The organism is Schumannella sp. GW821-FHT10F01 (assembly GCF_058809295.1).
The window spans coordinates 23,572-37,461 of sequence record NZ_JBXASM010000009.1 but is presented as its reverse complement, the minus strand read 5'-3'; the positions used below and the strand labels follow the sequence as shown (position 1 = coordinate 37,461).

Sequence of the window (13,890 nt, the reverse complement as noted above, 5' to 3'; positions counted from 1 at the left end):
GCACTCTGCTGTCGGCACGTCTCCAGGGTACCCGGCCTCGCTGCGCACGGCTGACCCGCTCGGCGGGTCACGAGCTCAGACGAAGCGGATGGCCGCCCCGAGCCGCGAGCGCAGCTCGAAGAGGTCGGTGCCGCCGACGCCGACACCCTCGACGCCCTCGCGGAGCACCGACACCAGCCGTGACCGCTCGGACACGAGCGCCTCGGCACCGCGGATGCGGCCGGCCTCGACGACGCCCTCGAAGTACTCGTCCGGCACGACCACCATGACGGCCGAGAACTTCACACGCGCCGCCCGGGCGAGCAGGCGGCCGCGCGCCGCGAGATCGTGGAGCGGCCGCTCGGCGGCGGGGATCGCCTCGCCGACGAGCTCGTTCCGGTGCACGTCGACCGGACCGCCCCAGTCCTCAGACTGGACGGCCCACAGCCCGGTGGGGCCGAGCACGACGTGGTCGATCTTGCCCGCGTCGGTCGCGACGTCGTGCCAGAGCGTGAACCCGATCCCCAGCTCCGACAGCCGGCGCGCCGACTCCTCCTCGGCCACCGCGGCGGCGAGCAGGTGCCGCACGTGCCGAGGCGCACTGCGCACGAGCGCCGGGTCGTAGGGGTCGGCGATCGGGTCGCCGAGTCCCACCCATTCGCGCAGCGACGCGAGGTAGCGCTCGCGGTACCAGCCGCCCGGATGCCCGGTCGAGCGCGCCGTGGGGCGCGTGGACCGGCGCGGCTCCGCGGCGCGCGGCGCCCAGTGCGCGCGGGTGATCGGACCGGAACCGCCGTCGCGGCGTGCCGAGTCGTAGGCGGCGCGTGCCTCCGGCGTGCCGACGGCGGCCCAGGCGCGCTGCACCGCGGTGAACGCACCGGCGTCGCCGCCGGCATCCGGATGGGTCTCGCGAAGCCGGCGGCGGAAGGCACGGCGCAGGTCGTCATCCGTCGCATCCGCGGGAACGCCGAGCACCTCGTACGGGCTCGAGGCGAGCGGGCTGTCGGACACCAGCGAAGGCTAGCAATCGCCGCTCGGGGCGGCTCCCAGCCGCCGGGCGCGGCGGAGATGCTCATCCGCGGTCCTCCGGTCCGATCCAGCGGAGGCCGTGATCCGAGCTGAGCAGGACGCCGCGCAGCCGGGCGCCGCAGCGGTCCGCGGCCGCGTCGAGGGTCGACGCCCACGCGCGATCGGAGGTGGTCAGCGGGTCGGGGCCGGGCCGTTCGAGCACGGCGACGACCGAGGCGGCACCGGTGGCCGAGACGAGTCCGCCGAGCATCTCGACCGCCTCGGCGAGGGTGCGATCGCGGAGGCCGAGGGGGTCGTCGCCGGCCGCCGGGAGCACCGGCAGCCCGTCGACCGGGACGAGCACCGGCAGCTGCACGCCGGCACGATCGAGGAACAGGAACCACAGCTGCCGGCGGATGGCGTGCCCGATGAGGTCGCCGGCGCGGCGCAGGATGGCGGCGTCGTCGGCCAGCGGGAGGAGCACCGCGTCCTCGGAGGAGATCATGCTCCGAGCGTGCTCGCCCGGGACTGCCCGAGGCGCCGCAAGCGCCGATCTGGGGATGGCGGCCACGCCGGTCGGAACCGGGAGGAGAGGACGTCGCCGGCGCACCTCCGCCCCGAACGGGGGCGAGAACAGGGTGAGGCGACGTCCCTATCGTGGAGGAACACGACAGAGGGGGAAGTGTGTCTGACGTGATCACGACTGAGCCGGCCGCTGGCTGGTATCAGGACCCGAGTGATCCGGCATCGATGCGCTGGTGGAGCGGTGAAGGCTGGACGGATCACGTCCGCCCGCTCGTGACGCCGGCGCCCGCGCCGGTGGCGGCCATGCCCGCGACCGCGGCTGCCCAGCCGCTCGCGCAGCCGACCGCAGCCGCCGCGCCGTTCTCGCCGTCCGGCCCCGTGCCGTCGACCGACTCCTCGTCCGCCCGCTGGACCTCGAACTACACCGATGACGAGCTGACGCTCTACACGTCGCGCTCGAGCAGCACGAAGCCGGTGGTCGAGGGTCCCCGCGCGACGACGATCATGGCGGACGGCCGCACCTACATCAGCTTCGACCGCGACGAGGACGGCATCCCGGACCCGCCGCCGCTCGCCGGTCGCGCCTGGGCCGCGGCGCTCATGCCCGCCGTCTCCCTCGCGCTCCTGCTCGCACTCGTCGGACTCCACTCGATCGGCGCCGTGCCCGCGCTGCTCGTGTTCGCGGCCCTGATCCCGCTCCCGCTGCAGCTGCTGTTCGAGATCCTCGACGGCGCGCAGCTGCGCTCGCGCGGCTATCCGGCGCCCGGCGCCGGCTGGCACCTGCTCGGCACGTTCTGGTACCTCGTGCGCCGCATCACGCGGCTCAACCCGGGACCGGGCCGCGGTGTCGGACCGCTCGTGGCGTACCTGATCGCCTCCACGCTGCTCAGCGGCGGGCTGTTCTTCGTGAACCAGTCGTTCGGTCCTGCGGCGTTCGGCGCGGTTCCGGCGGCTCCCGGCGCCGATCCGTTCGCCGCCGCCGCGCAGAACGCCGTGGAGAACACGATCGAGACCGAGCTCGCCTCGAAGGGCATGCCGATGACGGTCGACTGCTCGGCCGCCGACGTGCAGGTCGCCGTCGGGTCGAAGTTCGACTGCACGGGCACCGGCGCCGACGGGGCGGTCTCCCGCATCGCAGTCGAGATCGTGCAGGGCGGTTCGGCCACCATCACGGTGCTCCCCGCCTCCTGAGCATCTGTCATCCGCGCGCCGCGCGACGGATGACCTCCGCGCGTCCTAGCCTCGACCCATGATCGTGGTCACCACTCTCGAGGTCCCGGGCTACCGGATCGACGCCGTCTTCGGCGAGGTCATGGGGCTCACCGTCCGCTCGCGCGACATCGGCGCGAACTTCATGGCCGGCTTCCGCGCCATCGGCGGCGGCGAGCTGCCGGAGATGACCCGCGCGCTCTACGAGAGCCGCCAGGAGGTCATGCACCGCATGGTGATCGAGGCGGAGCAGCGCGGCGCGAACGCGATCGTCGCGATGCGCTTCGACGCGAGCGAGCTGGGCCAGAACTGGACCGAGGTCTGCGCGTACGGCACCGCCGTCGTCGTGACCCCGATCCCCCAGGGCCAGCCCGGCTGGACGCCCCAGCAGAAGTAGACCGGCGGGGCTGTCCCCCGAGCGGGTCGCCCCGGCTCTGGGGATTCCCGCGCACCCTCGCACGGGCGGACACTCGTCTCACCGGATCCGACGGGGGGACGATCATGGGAAACCACAGCACAGCCGGCCGCACCGCGGAGGTCTTCGAGCTCCGCTACTGCTTCCTCTGCGACGCGGACGGCGCGCACCTGTCGACGGAGATCGACGGCGTCTACGTGTTCCAGTGCAGCGCCTGCTTCGCGACGCACACCGAGCCGATCGAGGCTCCGGTCGGCGCGGGCCGCCACCGCGTCTGACCGCTCAGTACCAGACGGTCAGCGTCGGCGTCCGGGGCGACCGGAAGGCCGCGTCGACGGCATCCGCCGATCCGGGGGCCAGCTCCCGCAGCCGTCCCGCGGCCGCGAGCGTGGCGGCGGACATCCCGCCGAGGTAGATCGACGACAGCGCCGTGACCGGCACCTCGAGGGCGGGGATGCCGTCCGGCAGCTCGTCCGCGGCGACCGCGGTTCCGCGCCCTTCCTCGTCGACCGACAGCACGAACCGTCCCGCGGCCACGCCGAGGTCGTCCACGACGTCGAGGCCGAAGCGGCCGGCAGTCGCATAGCGGCGCGCACCGAGCGCGGCGACCGGGTCGACGATCCGGATCCACTGGTGGTCGCGGAGGGTCACCGTCGCCGCGCGGTAGTCGCCGATCATCCACCAGAGCGGCTCGTCCGGCGACCGGAGCTCCGCCTTCACGGTGCCCACCAGGTCGACCTCGAGCAGCCACCGCCAGAGCGCGGCATACGCGTCGGCGCCCTCCGTGACGATGTGCTCGACGGTGAGCGTGTGCTTCGTGAAGTCGTCCGTGTCGTCGGCCACGCGGTAGAGGGCCACGCCGCGCACCGCCCCGGCCGCATCCGTCCAGTGCACCGCGCGGAGGCGTTTCGCCGAGCCCTCGTCCTCGGTCGCGATGCCGGCGATCTGGTCCCACCGCAGGTCCCACACCTCGATGTCGCCCGGACGGGTCAGCCGCGTGCGGTCGTGCAGCTCGGCCAGCTCCCGGCGCGCGGTGGGGAGGTCGATGAAGCGGACGGCGCCCTCCGGCGTCGGACCGGTCCACCGCACGCGCTTCGTCTCCACCTTCCAGGTCGACACGTTCGCCGACGGCGAGAAGCCGTAGCGCGAGTACAGGGTCGCCTCCGACACGGTGAGCATGGCGATCGGCACCCCGGCCGCCGCGGCCGTGCGCACCTCCGCCTCGAGCATCGCGCGGGCGACGCCGCGGCGACGGTGGGTCGGGGCGACCGTGACGGAGCTGATCGCCCAGGCGGGCACGGTCCGCTCCCCCGGCACGGTGAGCTCGGCGACCCACGACTGCGAGGTCGCGATCGGCTCGTCGGCGCGGTAGTCGTCGTCGAAGACGCCCGTCGTGCGGCGGAAGGCGGTCTGCTCGACGATGCGGCGGAGCATGTCATCGCCGACCCGCCCGCCGTGGAACCCGCGGGAGTCCGCCTGCATCCAGGTGCCGAACGCCGCGGCGTCGGATGTGTCGACGAGCGACAGGCGCAGGCCCGCGCCGCGGAGGCGCTCCTCAGAGATCGCGTCGAGGGCGGCGGTGCGGGAGTCGATGCTGGTCACCGCTCCACGCTATCCCCCGGGGCCGACGCGCTCGGTGCGAGGGCCGACGGGCGAGACCGGGTGGGACCTCGCCGCGGCTCAGGCGAACCGCTCGGCGCGCTCGACCGTGCGGCCGGCGCCGGCCGCCGCATCCCAGGTGTAGACCGTGCGGCCCCCGATGATCACGTGCTCGGCGCGGGAGTTCACATCCAGCGGATCGCCGGACCAGACGACCAGGTCGGCGTCCTTGCCGGGCTCGAGCGACCCGATCCGGCCGTCGAGTCCCAGCATCCGCGCCGGGTTGATCGTCAGCGCCTCGAGCGCGGTCTGCCGCGGGAGCCCCTCCTTCACCGCGAGCGACGCCTGGTGCACGAGGAAGTCGATCGGCACGACGGGGTGGTCGGTCGTGATCGCGACCGTCACGCCCGCGGCGGCGATGGCCGCGAGGTTCGCGATCGCCCGGTCTCGCAGCTCCACCTTCGACCGGCTGGTGAACATCGGCCCGAAGATCACCGGGATCCCGCGCTCGGCGAGCACGTCCGCGATCTTGTGCGCCTCCGTGCCGTGGTTGATGACGAGCCGGTAGCCGTACTCGTCGGCGAGCCGGAGTGCCGTGGCGATGTCGTCGTGCCGGTGCACGTGCTGGTCCCAGACGAGCTCGCCGTCGAGCACGTCGGCGAGCGTCTCGAGCGCGAGGTCGCGCTTGAACGGCTTGCCCTCCGTGGCGGCCTCGGCCCGCTGCGCGGCGTAGAACCGCGCGTCCTCGAGCGCCTGGCGCAGCACGTAGGAGATGCCGAGTCGGGTCGACGGCGTCTGGGTCCGGCCGCCGTACACGCGCTTCGGGTTCTCGCCGAGCGCCGACTTCACGCTGACCCGGTCGCTGATGAGCTGCTCGTCGATCGTGCGGCCGCCCCAGGTCTTGATGGCGACGGTGCGCCCGCCGATGACGTTGCCGCTGCCCGGCTTCACGACGACGCTCGTGACCCCGCCGCGCAGCGCGTCGCGGAAGCCCTCGTCGTCGATGTCGATCGCGTCGATCGCCCGCACGCCGGCCGTGGTCGGGTTCGTCATCTCGTTCGTGTCGTCGCCGGCCGGGCCGTTGGCCTCCTCGTGGATGCCGACGTGGCCGTGCGCCTCGAGGAAGCCGGGCAGCACGGGCCGGCTGCCCGCGTCCACGATCTGCGCGCCCTCGGGCACCGCCACCGCGGATGCCGGGCCGAGGGAGGCGATCCGCCCGTCGTCGCCGACGACGATCACCCCGCCCTCGATCTCCGGTCCGGTGACGGGGACGATGCGGGCGTTCGTGATCGCAAGAGCCATGCCGCCACGCTACGCGCCGCTACGCTCGGTCCGACCCGGCGTCCGCGCCCGGCCGACCCGCCCGTACCGCCGCACCACCGAAGGACCCACCGCGATGCCGCAGCTCCCCTGGACCCTCCACGGCGACGGCAGGTCCGTCGCCGCCACCGAGATCGTGCAGCCGGAGGAGCGGCTCAGCTGGCCGCGCACCATCGGCTTCGGCGCCCAGCACGTCGTCGCGATGTTCGGCGCGACCTTCCTCGTGCCGCTGCTGACGAAGTTCCCGCCGTCGACGACGCTGCTGTTCTCCGGCGTCGGCACGATCCTGTTCCTGCTGATCACCCGGAACCGGCTGCCCAGCTACCTCGGCTCGTCGTTCGCGTTCATCGCGCCGATCACCGCCGCGACGGCGGCGGGCGGCCGCGGGTCCGCCCTCGCCGGCGTCATCGTCGTCGGCGCGCTCCTCGCGGTCGTCGGCATCGTCGTGCAGGTCGTCGGCACGCGCTGGATCGACCTGCTCATGCCGCCCGTCGTGTCGGGCGCCATCGTTGCGCTCATCGGCTTCAACCTGGCACCGGCAGCGAAGAACAACTTCACGGCGTCGCCGGTGATCGCCGTCATCACGCTCGCGGCGATCATCCTGTCGGCGGTGCTGTTCAAGGGCCTGCTCGGCCGCCTCTCCATCGTGATCGGCGTCGTCGTCGGCTACGTCGCGGCGGTCGTCGCCGGCGAGGTCGACTTCTCCGCGGTCGGGAAGGCGGCCTGGATCGGCCTCCCCGAGTTCACGACGCCGACGTTCTCGCTCGACCACCTCGGCCTGTACCTGATGTTCCTGCCGGTCGTGCTCGCGCTCGTCGCCGAGAACGTCGGCCACATCACGGGCGTCGGCGAGTTGACCGGCCGCGACCTCTCGCCGCTGACCGGTCGCGCGCTGCTCGCCGACGGGGTCGCCTCCGTGCTCGCGGGACTCGGCGGCGGCTCGCCGACCACCACCTACGGGGAGAACATCGGCGTCATGTCGGCGACCCGCGTCTTCTCGACCGCGGCGTACTGGGTCGCGGCGATCGTCGCCATCCTGCTCGGCCTCTCGCCGAAGGTCGGCGCGCTCATCTTCACGATCCCGCCGGGCGTGCTCGGCGGCGTCACCACCGCGCTGTACGGCCTCATCGGCATCATCGGGGTGCGCATCTGGGTGGCGAACCGGGTCGACTTCTCGCAGCCGCGCAACCAGCTCGCTGCCGGCATCGCGCTGATCATGGGCATCGCGGATTTCACGATCAGCATCTCCACCGGCACCGGCGAGGTCAGCTTCACCGGCATCGTGCTCGGCACCGTCGCCGCGATCGTCGTCTACCACGTGATGACGGCGATCGCACGGCTGCGCGGCACCGAGCAGGAGCGCCTGACCTGATCCGGGATGCGCGGCCGGCCCGGGTGCGGACCGCCGCCTAGCCGGCGATGAGCGACTCGATCGGGCCGCGGGCGAAGAAGAGCACGAAGCCGGCGGCGACGATCCAGAGCAGCGGCGAGATCTCCCGCGCGCGGCCGGACAGGCTGCGGATGAGCACCCAGCTCAGGAAGCCGACGCCGATGCCGTTCGCGATCGAGTAGGTCATCGGCATCACGATGATCGTGAGGAACACCGGCAGCGACGACGAGAAGTCGGTCCAGTCGATGTCCTTGATCTGGGAGACCATCAGCGCGCCGACGACGACCAGCGCGGCCGCGGCGACCTCGAGCGGCACGACCTGCGTCAGCGGGGTGAGGAACATCGCCGCGAGGAACAGCGCGCCGGTGACGACGGAGGCCAGCCCGGTGCGCGCACCCTCGCCGATGCCCGCGGCGGAGTCCACGAAGACCGTGTTCGAGGAGGTCGATCCGACCCCGCCCGCGATCGCGCCGGCGCCCTCGATGACGAGCGCCGAGCGGAGGCGCGGGAAATCGCCCTTCGCGTCCGCGACGCCGGAGGCCTTCGCGAGTCCCGTCATGGTCCCCATCGCGTCGAAGAAGTTGAGGAACAGCAGGGTGAAGACGAGCATGATCGCCGACAGCGGCCCGATGCGCGCGAACGCGCCGAACGGGTCGACGTGGCCGATCAGGCCGAGGTCGGGCAGCGCGAAGACGGACGACGGCAGCGCCGGCACGTTGAGGTTCCAGCCCGCGGGGTTCTTCACGCTCGACCCCACGTGGAAGATCGCCTCCAGCACGATCGCCAGCACGGTCGTGCCGACGATGCCGATGAGCAGCGCGCCGCGCACCTTCCGCGCGACGAGCACGCCCATGAGCACGAGTCCGATGAGGAACGTCAGCGTCGGGAGCGTGGAGATCGACCCCGCCAGCCCGAGCTGCACCGGCGGCGAGTTCGCGCCGCTCGAGCGGACCAGTCCGGAGTCCACCAGCCCGATGAAGGCGATGAAGAGGCCGATGCCGACCGTGATGGCCGTCTTCAGCTCGGCGGGGACGGCCGCGAAGATCATCGTCCGCAACCCGGTGGCTGCGAGCAGCACGATGATCACGCCGTTGATCACGACGAGGCCCATCGCCTCCGGCCAGGTGACCTCCTTCACGACGTTGACGGCGAGGAAGGAGTTCATGCCGAGTCCGGCCGCGAGGCCGAACGGCAGTCGGGCGATCGCGCCGAAGACGAGCGTGAGGAGCCCGGCCACGAGCGCGGTCGACGCCGCCACCTGCGCGTTCGGCAGCCAGTCGCCGACCACGTCGACCGACGCCTGGTCGTTGCTGAACCCGCCGATGATGAGCGGGTTGAGGATCACGATGTAGGCCATCGCGAAGAACGTGACCAGCCCGCCGCGGATCTCGCGCGGGATCGTCGACCCGCGCTCGGTGATCGAGAACCAGCTGTCGAGCCGGGCCTTCAGCCCCGACTGCGGGGCGGGCTCCTGCTGCGACTCGGGGGCGGGGGACGTGGTGCTCACGGGCGGCTCCGGATGACTCGGGCGCCCGGCACGGGCGCCGGACGACGGCGACCCGCGCCAGCCTAGCGACCGGGATGCTCCCCGTGGCGCCGCCGGTGGGGCGACTCGGTCTCGTCGGCGACGGGCCGGCCCGGCTGCTCCCCCAGTGCGGGCGCGACGTCCCTCACGATCGAGGCGAGGATGCGGGCGTTGAACGCCACGCCGAGCTGGTTCGGCACGGTGACGAGCACGGTGTCGGCGGCCTGCACCGCGGCGTCCTGCGCCAGCTCGGCGGCGATCACGTCCGGCTCGCCGATGTAGGAGCGGCCGAAGCGCGCCAGGGTCGCGGCATCGAGGTAGCCGACCTGGTCCTCGGCGTCGGCCTGCGCACGCACGCCGAAGTAGCGCTGCGTCTCGTCGTCGATGATCGGGATGATGCTGCGGCTGACCGAGACCCGCGGCGTGCGCTCGTGACCGGCCGACGCCCACGCGTCGCGGAACATCCGGATCTGCTCGGCCTGCAGGTCGGAGAGCGGCACGCCGGTGTCCTCTGTGAGCAGGGTCGACGACATGAGGTTCATGCCCTGCTCGGCCGCCCAGACGGCGGTCGCGCGGGTGCCGGCGCCCCACCAGATGCGGTCGCGGAGGCCGGGCGAGCGCGGCTCGATCGGCAGCGGACGGCTCAGGCCCGTGACCTTCGGATCGGACATCGCGACGCCCTGGCCCTCGAGCGCGGCGAGCAGCAGCTCGGTCTTCGCGCGGGCGAGGTCGGCATCCGTCTCGCCGTCCCCCGGCACGTAGCCGAAGGCCTCCGAGCCGCGGAGCGCGGGCTCCGGTGACCCTCGGCTCACGCCGAGCTGCAGGCGGCCCTCACCGCCGGCGTGGGCGCTGACGAGGTCGGCGATGGCCGCCTCCTCCGCCATGTAGAGCGGGTTCTCGTACCGCATGTCGATGACCGCGGTGCCGAGCTCGATCGTGCTCGTGCGGGCCGCGGCCGCGGCGAGCAGCGGGAACGGCGCCGCCGACTGCCGGGCGAAGTGGTGCACCCGGAAGTACGCGCCCGCGACGCCGACCTCCTCCGCGGCGACGGCGAGCTCGACGGCCTGCTGGTACGCATCGGCGGCGGTGCGCACTCGCGATCCCGGCACGTCCTGCCAGTGCCCGAAGGAGAGGAACCCGATTCGCTTCACGATGGATGCGAACGCATGAACCGGGCGGACGATTCCCTCACGACAGCTCGACGCCCTCGCCGAAGCGCCCTCGCGCGTCGTGCGGGATGAGCGGCCGCTCGCCGCGCACGCGCAGCTCCTGCACGGCCCAGGTGTTGCCGTCCGGGTCGGCGAAGCCGAAGAACGTGCCGCCGTCGTCCGGGGTGAACGTCATGAGCTCGGAGCACTCGACCCCGCGTCCGACCAGCTCGTCGCGGGCCGCGGCGCCGTCCGCGACGCAGAGCTGGAGGCCGCGGATCGAGCCCGGCGCCATCTCGTTCTGCGCCGGCAGCGATCCGAACACGATCGAGCAGCCGGAGCCGGGCGGCGTGAGCTGCACGACGTGCATGAACTCGTTGGTGGTGTCGTGGTCGAGGTGGAAGCCGACCTGGTCGCGGTAGAACGCGACGGCGCGGTCGATGTCGGAGACGGGGAGGATGACGACCTCGAGTGTCCAGTCCATGGCGGTGTCCTCTCAGCGGGTCCGGTAGTGCAGATGGGTGGCGGACGGCGTCACGTCGACGCCGTCGGGCACGAGGTCGAGGCGACCGAGCGCGGGGATCACGCAGTCGGACGCGAACAGCGGCGTGCCGCCGCCGAGCACGAACGGCGCGACGTGCAGCGTCAGCCGGTCGGCGAGCCCCGCTGCGAGGCAGGACCGGATGACGGCACCGCCGCCCATCACGATCACGTCGCGGTCGCCGGCGTGACGGCGGGCGATCTCGACCGCCTCCTCGACAGTGGGCGCGAAGTCGCGGAACCGGTCGGCCAGCCGCACCCGCTCGACGGGGCGCCGGGTCACGACCACGACGGGCGGCGGCGGCAGGGTCGATCCGGGTCCGCCGTAGGCGAGCTCCTCGCTCCAGCCGTCCGGCGCGTCCACGACGTCGAACAGGTTGCGGCCCATCACGACGGCGCCGGTGCGCTCCATGGCGGCGTCGAGGATGCGCTGGTCGTCCGCGTGTCCGGAGAAGACCCAGCGGTGCAGCGGCTCGCCGCCGTTCCCGAGCCCGTTGCCGACGCCGGCATCCGGGCCGGCGACGAATCCGTCGAGCGAGACGGTGATATCGGCGATGACCTCCATGGTGAGCGCCTCAGACCTCGGCCAGCACGCCGTCGAGGCGCGCGTAGCCCTCGGTGAGGCCGGTCTCCATGCCGCTGGCGACCATGCCGTCGCGGGCCTCGACCGTCGGATACACCGAGTGGATGCGCGCGCGGGTGCGGGCGCCGCCGTCGAGCGGCTCGAGCGTCAGCGCCTCGATCGCCACCACGTCGGGCATCCCCTCGAACTCGAACGTCTGGATGGAGAACTCCGGGCGCACCGTGTGGAAGGTGCCGCGGAACGAGAAGCTGCCGTGCTCCGGCGTGTGGTGCGTGTAGCGGTAGCCGCCCTGGTCGACGTAGTCCCAGCGCTCGATGTCCATCTCGTAGCCGTCGGGCCCGAGCCAGCGGCGCACCAGGTCCGGATCGCGGTGGGCCTCGAACACCCGCTCCAGGGGTGCGTCGAACTCGCGGACGATGTCGATGAAGGGCAGACCGACGGGGGCGTCGATCTCGACGGGGTGGCTCATGATTCCTTCTCCTTGCGCTGGTTCTGGTGTGCTGCGTCGTCGTCGCCGGCGTCGGCGAGGACGGCGTCGAGCGAGCGGAAGCGCTGCTCGGCGACGAGGCGGTAGCGGTCGATCCAGGCGGTGAGCCGCTCGAGGGCATCCGGAGCGAGGTGCACCGGACGACGCTGCGCGTCGCGCGACCGGGTCACGAGCCCGGCCTGCTCGAGCACGGCGATGTGCCGGGACACGGCCTGCTTGGTGATCTCGAACGGCTCGGCGAGCTCGTTGACGGTCGCGGACCCGCGGCTCAGCCGCGCGATGATGCGGCGTCGCACCGGATCGGCCAGGGCGAGGAACGCCCGGTCGAGCCGCTGGTCCTCGTCCAAGCCGTCAACCCTTCCCTTGATCAACTGCTTCGTTGATTACGATAGGCGCATGAGCGGAGCCTGTCAACGGCCGCGGGCGAGCGCCGCGGTGCGACACACTGAGCGCACACCGACGGAAGGCGAGCCGATGAGCGATCCGCGTGACGACGACCTGGACCTGGGCGCGACCGAGCCCGATTCGGATGACGGCGACGAGGTCTTCGACGACGCCGGCGAGGGCCCCGACGACGGCTCCGAGTACGGCGACGGCGCCTTCGACCCCGAGGCCGGCTGAGCCGAACGCCCGGGCTGCCGGCCCGCGCGGACTACTCCCCCGCCAGCGCCTGTTCGAGCGTGCGCGCCGGGCGTCCCGTGATGCGCTGCACGGCATCCGAGACATGGTCGACCTCGCCGTCGCGGATGGCGGTGTAGGTCGAGACCCAGGCGTCGAGCTGCCACTGCTCGTCCGACCACTGCCGCCGCGACGCGTAGGCGTCGTCCAGCGTCTGGTCGACGAACCGGAACGGGCGCCCGAGCGCATCGCTCATCCGCACCGCGGCCTCCGTCAGCGTGATCGCCTCCGGACCCGTGAGCTCGTAGACGCTCTCTTCGTGCGGCTCCGGGTCGCGCAGCACCACCGCGGCGACATCCGCGACGTCGGCACGCGCGACGCCCGCGACCCGGCCATCACCCGCCGGTCCGGTGATCACGCCGTCGTCGCCGGCGAACATCGGGAAGAAGTCGCTGTAGAAGCTGTCGCGCAGGATCGTGAAGCGCATCCCGCTCTCGTGGATCGCCTGCTCGGCGTCGAAGTGGTCCCGGCCGAGCGTGAACGAGGCATCCGGCGCCGCGCCCGCGAACGACGTGTAGACGATGTGCCGCACGCCGGCGCGGGACGCCGCGTCGATGAAGGTTCGGTGCTCGTCGCGCCGAGTCGGCGACTCGGAGCCGGACACCATGAACAGCACGTCGACGCCCTCGAGGGCGCGGAGGGCCGCCTCCGCGTCGCCGTAGCCGGCCGCGACGGCGATCCCGCGCTGCGCCTCCGGCAGCCGCGCCGGGTCGCGCACGACGAGGCGTCCGACCGCACCGCCGAGCTGTGCGGCGACGCGGCTGCCGACGTGGCCGGTGGCTCCGGTGATGGCGATCAGGCTCATGACCGGCACAACCGCGCAGCCGCCTCGGCGCATTCCCGTCGAGCGGCCCGGGGCCGAGGCCCGGGCTAGTCTCGAGACGTGTTCACCGTCGCCTTCGTCCCCGGCGTCGCGCCCGGCAAGTGGGGGCGCGCCTGGCGCGATCGGATGCCGCGCGAGCCGTTCGAGCTGCGCCCGCTGCCGCAGGACGAGGCGCTCGGCGCCCTCCTCGCCGGCGAGGTGCGGATGGCCTTCCTCCGCGACGTCGAGCGCGGCGAGCAGCCTGGTGCGCACGGCCGGGCGCCGCTGCACGTCATCCCGCTCTACCGCGAGACGCCGGTCGTCGTCGCGCCGAAGGATCATCCGGTCGCCGCGTTCGACGAGCTCGACCTCGCGGACCTGACCGGCGAGCCGATCCTCGAGGGCGCGGACGCCGCCGTCGTCGAGATCGTGGCGACCGGCGCCGGACTCGCGCTGATGCCCGGGCCGATCGCGCGCGACGCCTCCCGCCGCGACGTGGTCGCCCGGCCCGTGCGCGACGCGCCCGACACCGGCATCGGCCTGGCCTGGCGCGAGGACGACCAGCATCCCCTCATCCCGGTGTTCGTCGGAATCGTGCGGGGGCGCACCGCGAACTCCTCCCGCTGAGCTCGTGGGGCGGACTCCGCAGCGCCGTCGCCGCCTGCCGCGTGCGCTCGGCGGC

Annotated in this window: 17 protein-coding genes and 1 pseudogene; 7 read left to right on the top strand and 11 right to left on the bottom strand. The window is 72.9% G+C overall.

Annotation, left to right across the window (positions count from 1 at the left end; all coding sequences use genetic code 11):
* Nucleotides 1-75: 75 nt before the first annotated feature.
* Nucleotides 76-990, bottom strand: a complete 915-nt coding sequence (locus AC1RSJ_RS11415) for a DnaJ domain-containing protein (protein ID WP_493118508.1) — start codon at nucleotides 988-990, stop codon at nucleotides 76-78.
* A gap of 61 nt (nucleotides 991-1,051) precedes the next feature.
* Nucleotides 1,052-1,492 carry a hypothetical protein gene (locus tag AC1RSJ_RS11410; RefSeq protein WP_493118507.1) on the bottom strand — a complete coding sequence of 147 codons (441 nt, stop codon included), beginning with the start codon at nucleotides 1,490-1,492 and terminating at the stop codon, nucleotides 1,052-1,054.
* Nucleotides 1,493-1,644: 152 nt separating this feature from the next.
* Between AC1RSJ_RS11410 and AC1RSJ_RS11405 the strand changes: the two are divergent.
* The 4 genes and pseudogenes from AC1RSJ_RS11405 to AC1RSJ_RS11390 form a co-directional block, all read left to right on the top strand.
* Nucleotides 1,645-1,791 (top strand): annotated as a pseudogene (locus tag AC1RSJ_RS11405) (DUF2510 domain-containing protein); the annotation flags it as partial.
* 24 nt (nucleotides 1,792-1,815) lie between these two features.
* Entirely contained in the window at nucleotides 1,816-2,703 is an 888-nt protein-coding gene (locus tag AC1RSJ_RS11400) for a hypothetical protein (RefSeq protein ID WP_493118644.1), read from the top strand.
* Nucleotides 2,704-2,761: 58 nt separating this feature from the next.
* Nucleotides 2,762-3,118, top strand: coding sequence for a YbjQ family protein (locus tag AC1RSJ_RS11395; RefSeq protein ID WP_493118506.1), 357 nt, complete (start codon nucleotides 2,762-2,764; stop codon nucleotides 3,116-3,118).
* Between the two features lie 104 nt (nucleotides 3,119-3,222).
* Nucleotides 3,223-3,414, top strand: coding sequence for a hypothetical protein (locus AC1RSJ_RS11390; RefSeq protein ID WP_493118505.1), 192 nt, complete (start codon nucleotides 3,223-3,225; stop codon nucleotides 3,412-3,414).
* A gap of 4 nt (nucleotides 3,415-3,418) precedes the next feature.
* On the opposite strand, the gene AC1RSJ_RS11385 is transcribed toward AC1RSJ_RS11390, so the two are convergent.
* Together AC1RSJ_RS11385 and AC1RSJ_RS11380 are read right to left on the bottom strand one after the other, a co-directional pair.
* Nucleotides 3,419-4,738, bottom strand: a complete 1,320-nt coding sequence (locus AC1RSJ_RS11385; protein WP_493118504.1) for a GNAT family N-acetyltransferase — start codon at nucleotides 4,736-4,738, stop codon at nucleotides 3,419-3,421.
* Between the two features lie 78 nt (nucleotides 4,739-4,816).
* The gene (locus AC1RSJ_RS11380; RefSeq protein WP_493118503.1) at nucleotides 4,817-6,037 is read right to left on the bottom strand and encodes an amidohydrolase; all 1,221 of its coding nucleotides are present in this window, start codon (nucleotides 6,035-6,037) and stop codon (nucleotides 4,817-4,819) included.
* A gap of 94 nt (nucleotides 6,038-6,131) precedes the next feature.
* On the opposite strand from AC1RSJ_RS11380, the gene AC1RSJ_RS11375 reads away from it, so the two are divergent.
* Nucleotides 6,132-7,427 carry a uracil-xanthine permease family protein gene (locus AC1RSJ_RS11375; protein WP_493118502.1) on the top strand — a complete coding sequence of 432 codons (1,296 nt, stop codon included), beginning with the start codon at nucleotides 6,132-6,134 and terminating at the stop codon, nucleotides 7,425-7,427.
* 37 nt (nucleotides 7,428-7,464) lie between these two features.
* On the opposite strand, the gene AC1RSJ_RS11370 is transcribed toward AC1RSJ_RS11375, so the two are convergent.
* From AC1RSJ_RS11370 to AC1RSJ_RS11345, 6 genes are all read right to left on the bottom strand, one after another.
* Nucleotides 7,465-8,952, bottom strand: a complete 1,488-nt coding sequence (locus AC1RSJ_RS11370; protein ID WP_493118501.1) for an NCS2 family permease — start codon at nucleotides 8,950-8,952, stop codon at nucleotides 7,465-7,467.
* A 62-nt stretch (nucleotides 8,953-9,014) separates the two neighbouring features.
* Complete coding sequence (locus tag AC1RSJ_RS11365) at nucleotides 9,015-10,121, bottom strand: LLM class flavin-dependent oxidoreductase (protein ID WP_493118500.1); 1,107 nt, start codon at nucleotides 10,119-10,121, stop codon at nucleotides 9,015-9,017.
* 37 nt (nucleotides 10,122-10,158) lie between these two features.
* Entirely contained in the window at nucleotides 10,159-10,602 is a 444-nt protein-coding gene (locus AC1RSJ_RS11360) for a VOC family protein (protein WP_493118499.1), read from the bottom strand.
* 12 nt (nucleotides 10,603-10,614) lie between these two features.
* The gene (locus tag AC1RSJ_RS11355; RefSeq protein WP_493118498.1) at nucleotides 10,615-11,223 is read right to left on the bottom strand and encodes a dihydrofolate reductase family protein; all 609 of its coding nucleotides are present in this window, start codon (nucleotides 11,221-11,223) and stop codon (nucleotides 10,615-10,617) included.
* A gap of 10 nt (nucleotides 11,224-11,233) precedes the next feature.
* Complete coding sequence (locus tag AC1RSJ_RS11350) at nucleotides 11,234-11,710, bottom strand: SRPBCC family protein (protein ID WP_493118497.1); 477 nt, start codon at nucleotides 11,708-11,710, stop codon at nucleotides 11,234-11,236.
* Nucleotides 11,707-12,075: an ArsR/SmtB family transcription factor gene (locus tag AC1RSJ_RS11345; protein WP_493118496.1), complete on the bottom strand. Its 369-nt coding sequence runs from the start codon at nucleotides 12,073-12,075 to the stop codon at nucleotides 11,707-11,709. Before AC1RSJ_RS11345 ends, AC1RSJ_RS11350 begins: the two co-directional genes overlap by 4 nt.
* Before the next feature lie 127 nt (nucleotides 12,076-12,202).
* Here AC1RSJ_RS11345 and AC1RSJ_RS11340 point away from each other — a divergent pair, with 127 nt between their 5' ends.
* On the top strand, nucleotides 12,203-12,349 hold the full coding sequence (locus tag AC1RSJ_RS11340; protein WP_493118495.1) for a hypothetical protein: 147 nt from the start codon (nucleotides 12,203-12,205) through the stop codon (nucleotides 12,347-12,349).
* Nucleotides 12,350-12,380: 31 nt separating this feature from the next.
* On the opposite strand, the gene AC1RSJ_RS11335 is transcribed toward AC1RSJ_RS11340, so the two are convergent.
* On the bottom strand, nucleotides 12,381-13,211 hold the full coding sequence (locus tag AC1RSJ_RS11335; protein WP_493118494.1) for an SDR family oxidoreductase: 831 nt from the start codon (nucleotides 13,209-13,211) through the stop codon (nucleotides 12,381-12,383).
* A 78-nt stretch (nucleotides 13,212-13,289) separates the two neighbouring features.
* Here AC1RSJ_RS11335 and AC1RSJ_RS11330 point away from each other — a divergent pair, with 78 nt between their 5' ends.
* Nucleotides 13,290-13,835 (top strand): LysR substrate-binding domain-containing protein, encoded by a 546-nt coding sequence (locus tag AC1RSJ_RS11330; RefSeq protein WP_493118493.1) that lies wholly within the window; start codon nucleotides 13,290-13,292, stop codon nucleotides 13,833-13,835.
* Nucleotides 13,836-13,890: the final 55 nt, after the last annotated feature.

What these genes read in the sequence shown, in the direction of transcription:
- AC1RSJ_RS11410 (WP_493118507.1), bottom strand. Translation starts at nt 1,492, where the DNA reads ATGATCTCCTCCGAGGACGCGGTGCTCCTCCCGCTGGCCGACGACGCC.
- AC1RSJ_RS11400 (WP_493118644.1), top strand. Translation starts at nt 1,816, where the DNA reads ATGCCCGCGACCGCGGCTGCCCAGCCGCTCGCGCAGCCGACCGCAGCC.
- AC1RSJ_RS11395 (WP_493118506.1), top strand. Translation starts at nt 2,762, where the DNA reads ATGATCGTGGTCACCACTCTCGAGGTCCCGGGCTACCGGATCGACGCC.
- AC1RSJ_RS11390 (WP_493118505.1), top strand. Translation starts at nt 3,223, where the DNA reads ATGGGAAACCACAGCACAGCCGGCCGCACCGCGGAGGTCTTCGAGCTC.
- AC1RSJ_RS11380 (WP_493118503.1), bottom strand. Translation starts at nt 6,037, where the DNA reads ATGGCTCTTGCGATCACGAACGCCCGCATCGTCCCCGTCACCGGACCG.
- AC1RSJ_RS11375 (WP_493118502.1), top strand. Translation starts at nt 6,132, where the DNA reads ATGCCGCAGCTCCCCTGGACCCTCCACGGCGACGGCAGGTCCGTCGCC.
- AC1RSJ_RS11360 (WP_493118499.1), bottom strand. Translation starts at nt 10,602, where the DNA reads ATGGACTGGACACTCGAGGTCGTCATCCTCCCCGTCTCCGACATCGAC.
- AC1RSJ_RS11355 (WP_493118498.1), bottom strand. Translation starts at nt 11,223, where the DNA reads ATGGAGGTCATCGCCGATATCACCGTCTCGCTCGACGGATTCGTCGCC.
- AC1RSJ_RS11350 (WP_493118497.1), bottom strand. Translation starts at nt 11,710, where the DNA reads ATGAGCCACCCCGTCGAGATCGACGCCCCCGTCGGTCTGCCCTTCATC.
- AC1RSJ_RS11340 (WP_493118495.1), top strand. Translation starts at nt 12,203, where the DNA reads ATGAGCGATCCGCGTGACGACGACCTGGACCTGGGCGCGACCGAGCCC.
- AC1RSJ_RS11335 (WP_493118494.1), bottom strand. Translation starts at nt 13,211, where the DNA reads ATGAGCCTGATCGCCATCACCGGAGCCACCGGCCACGTCGGCAGCCGC.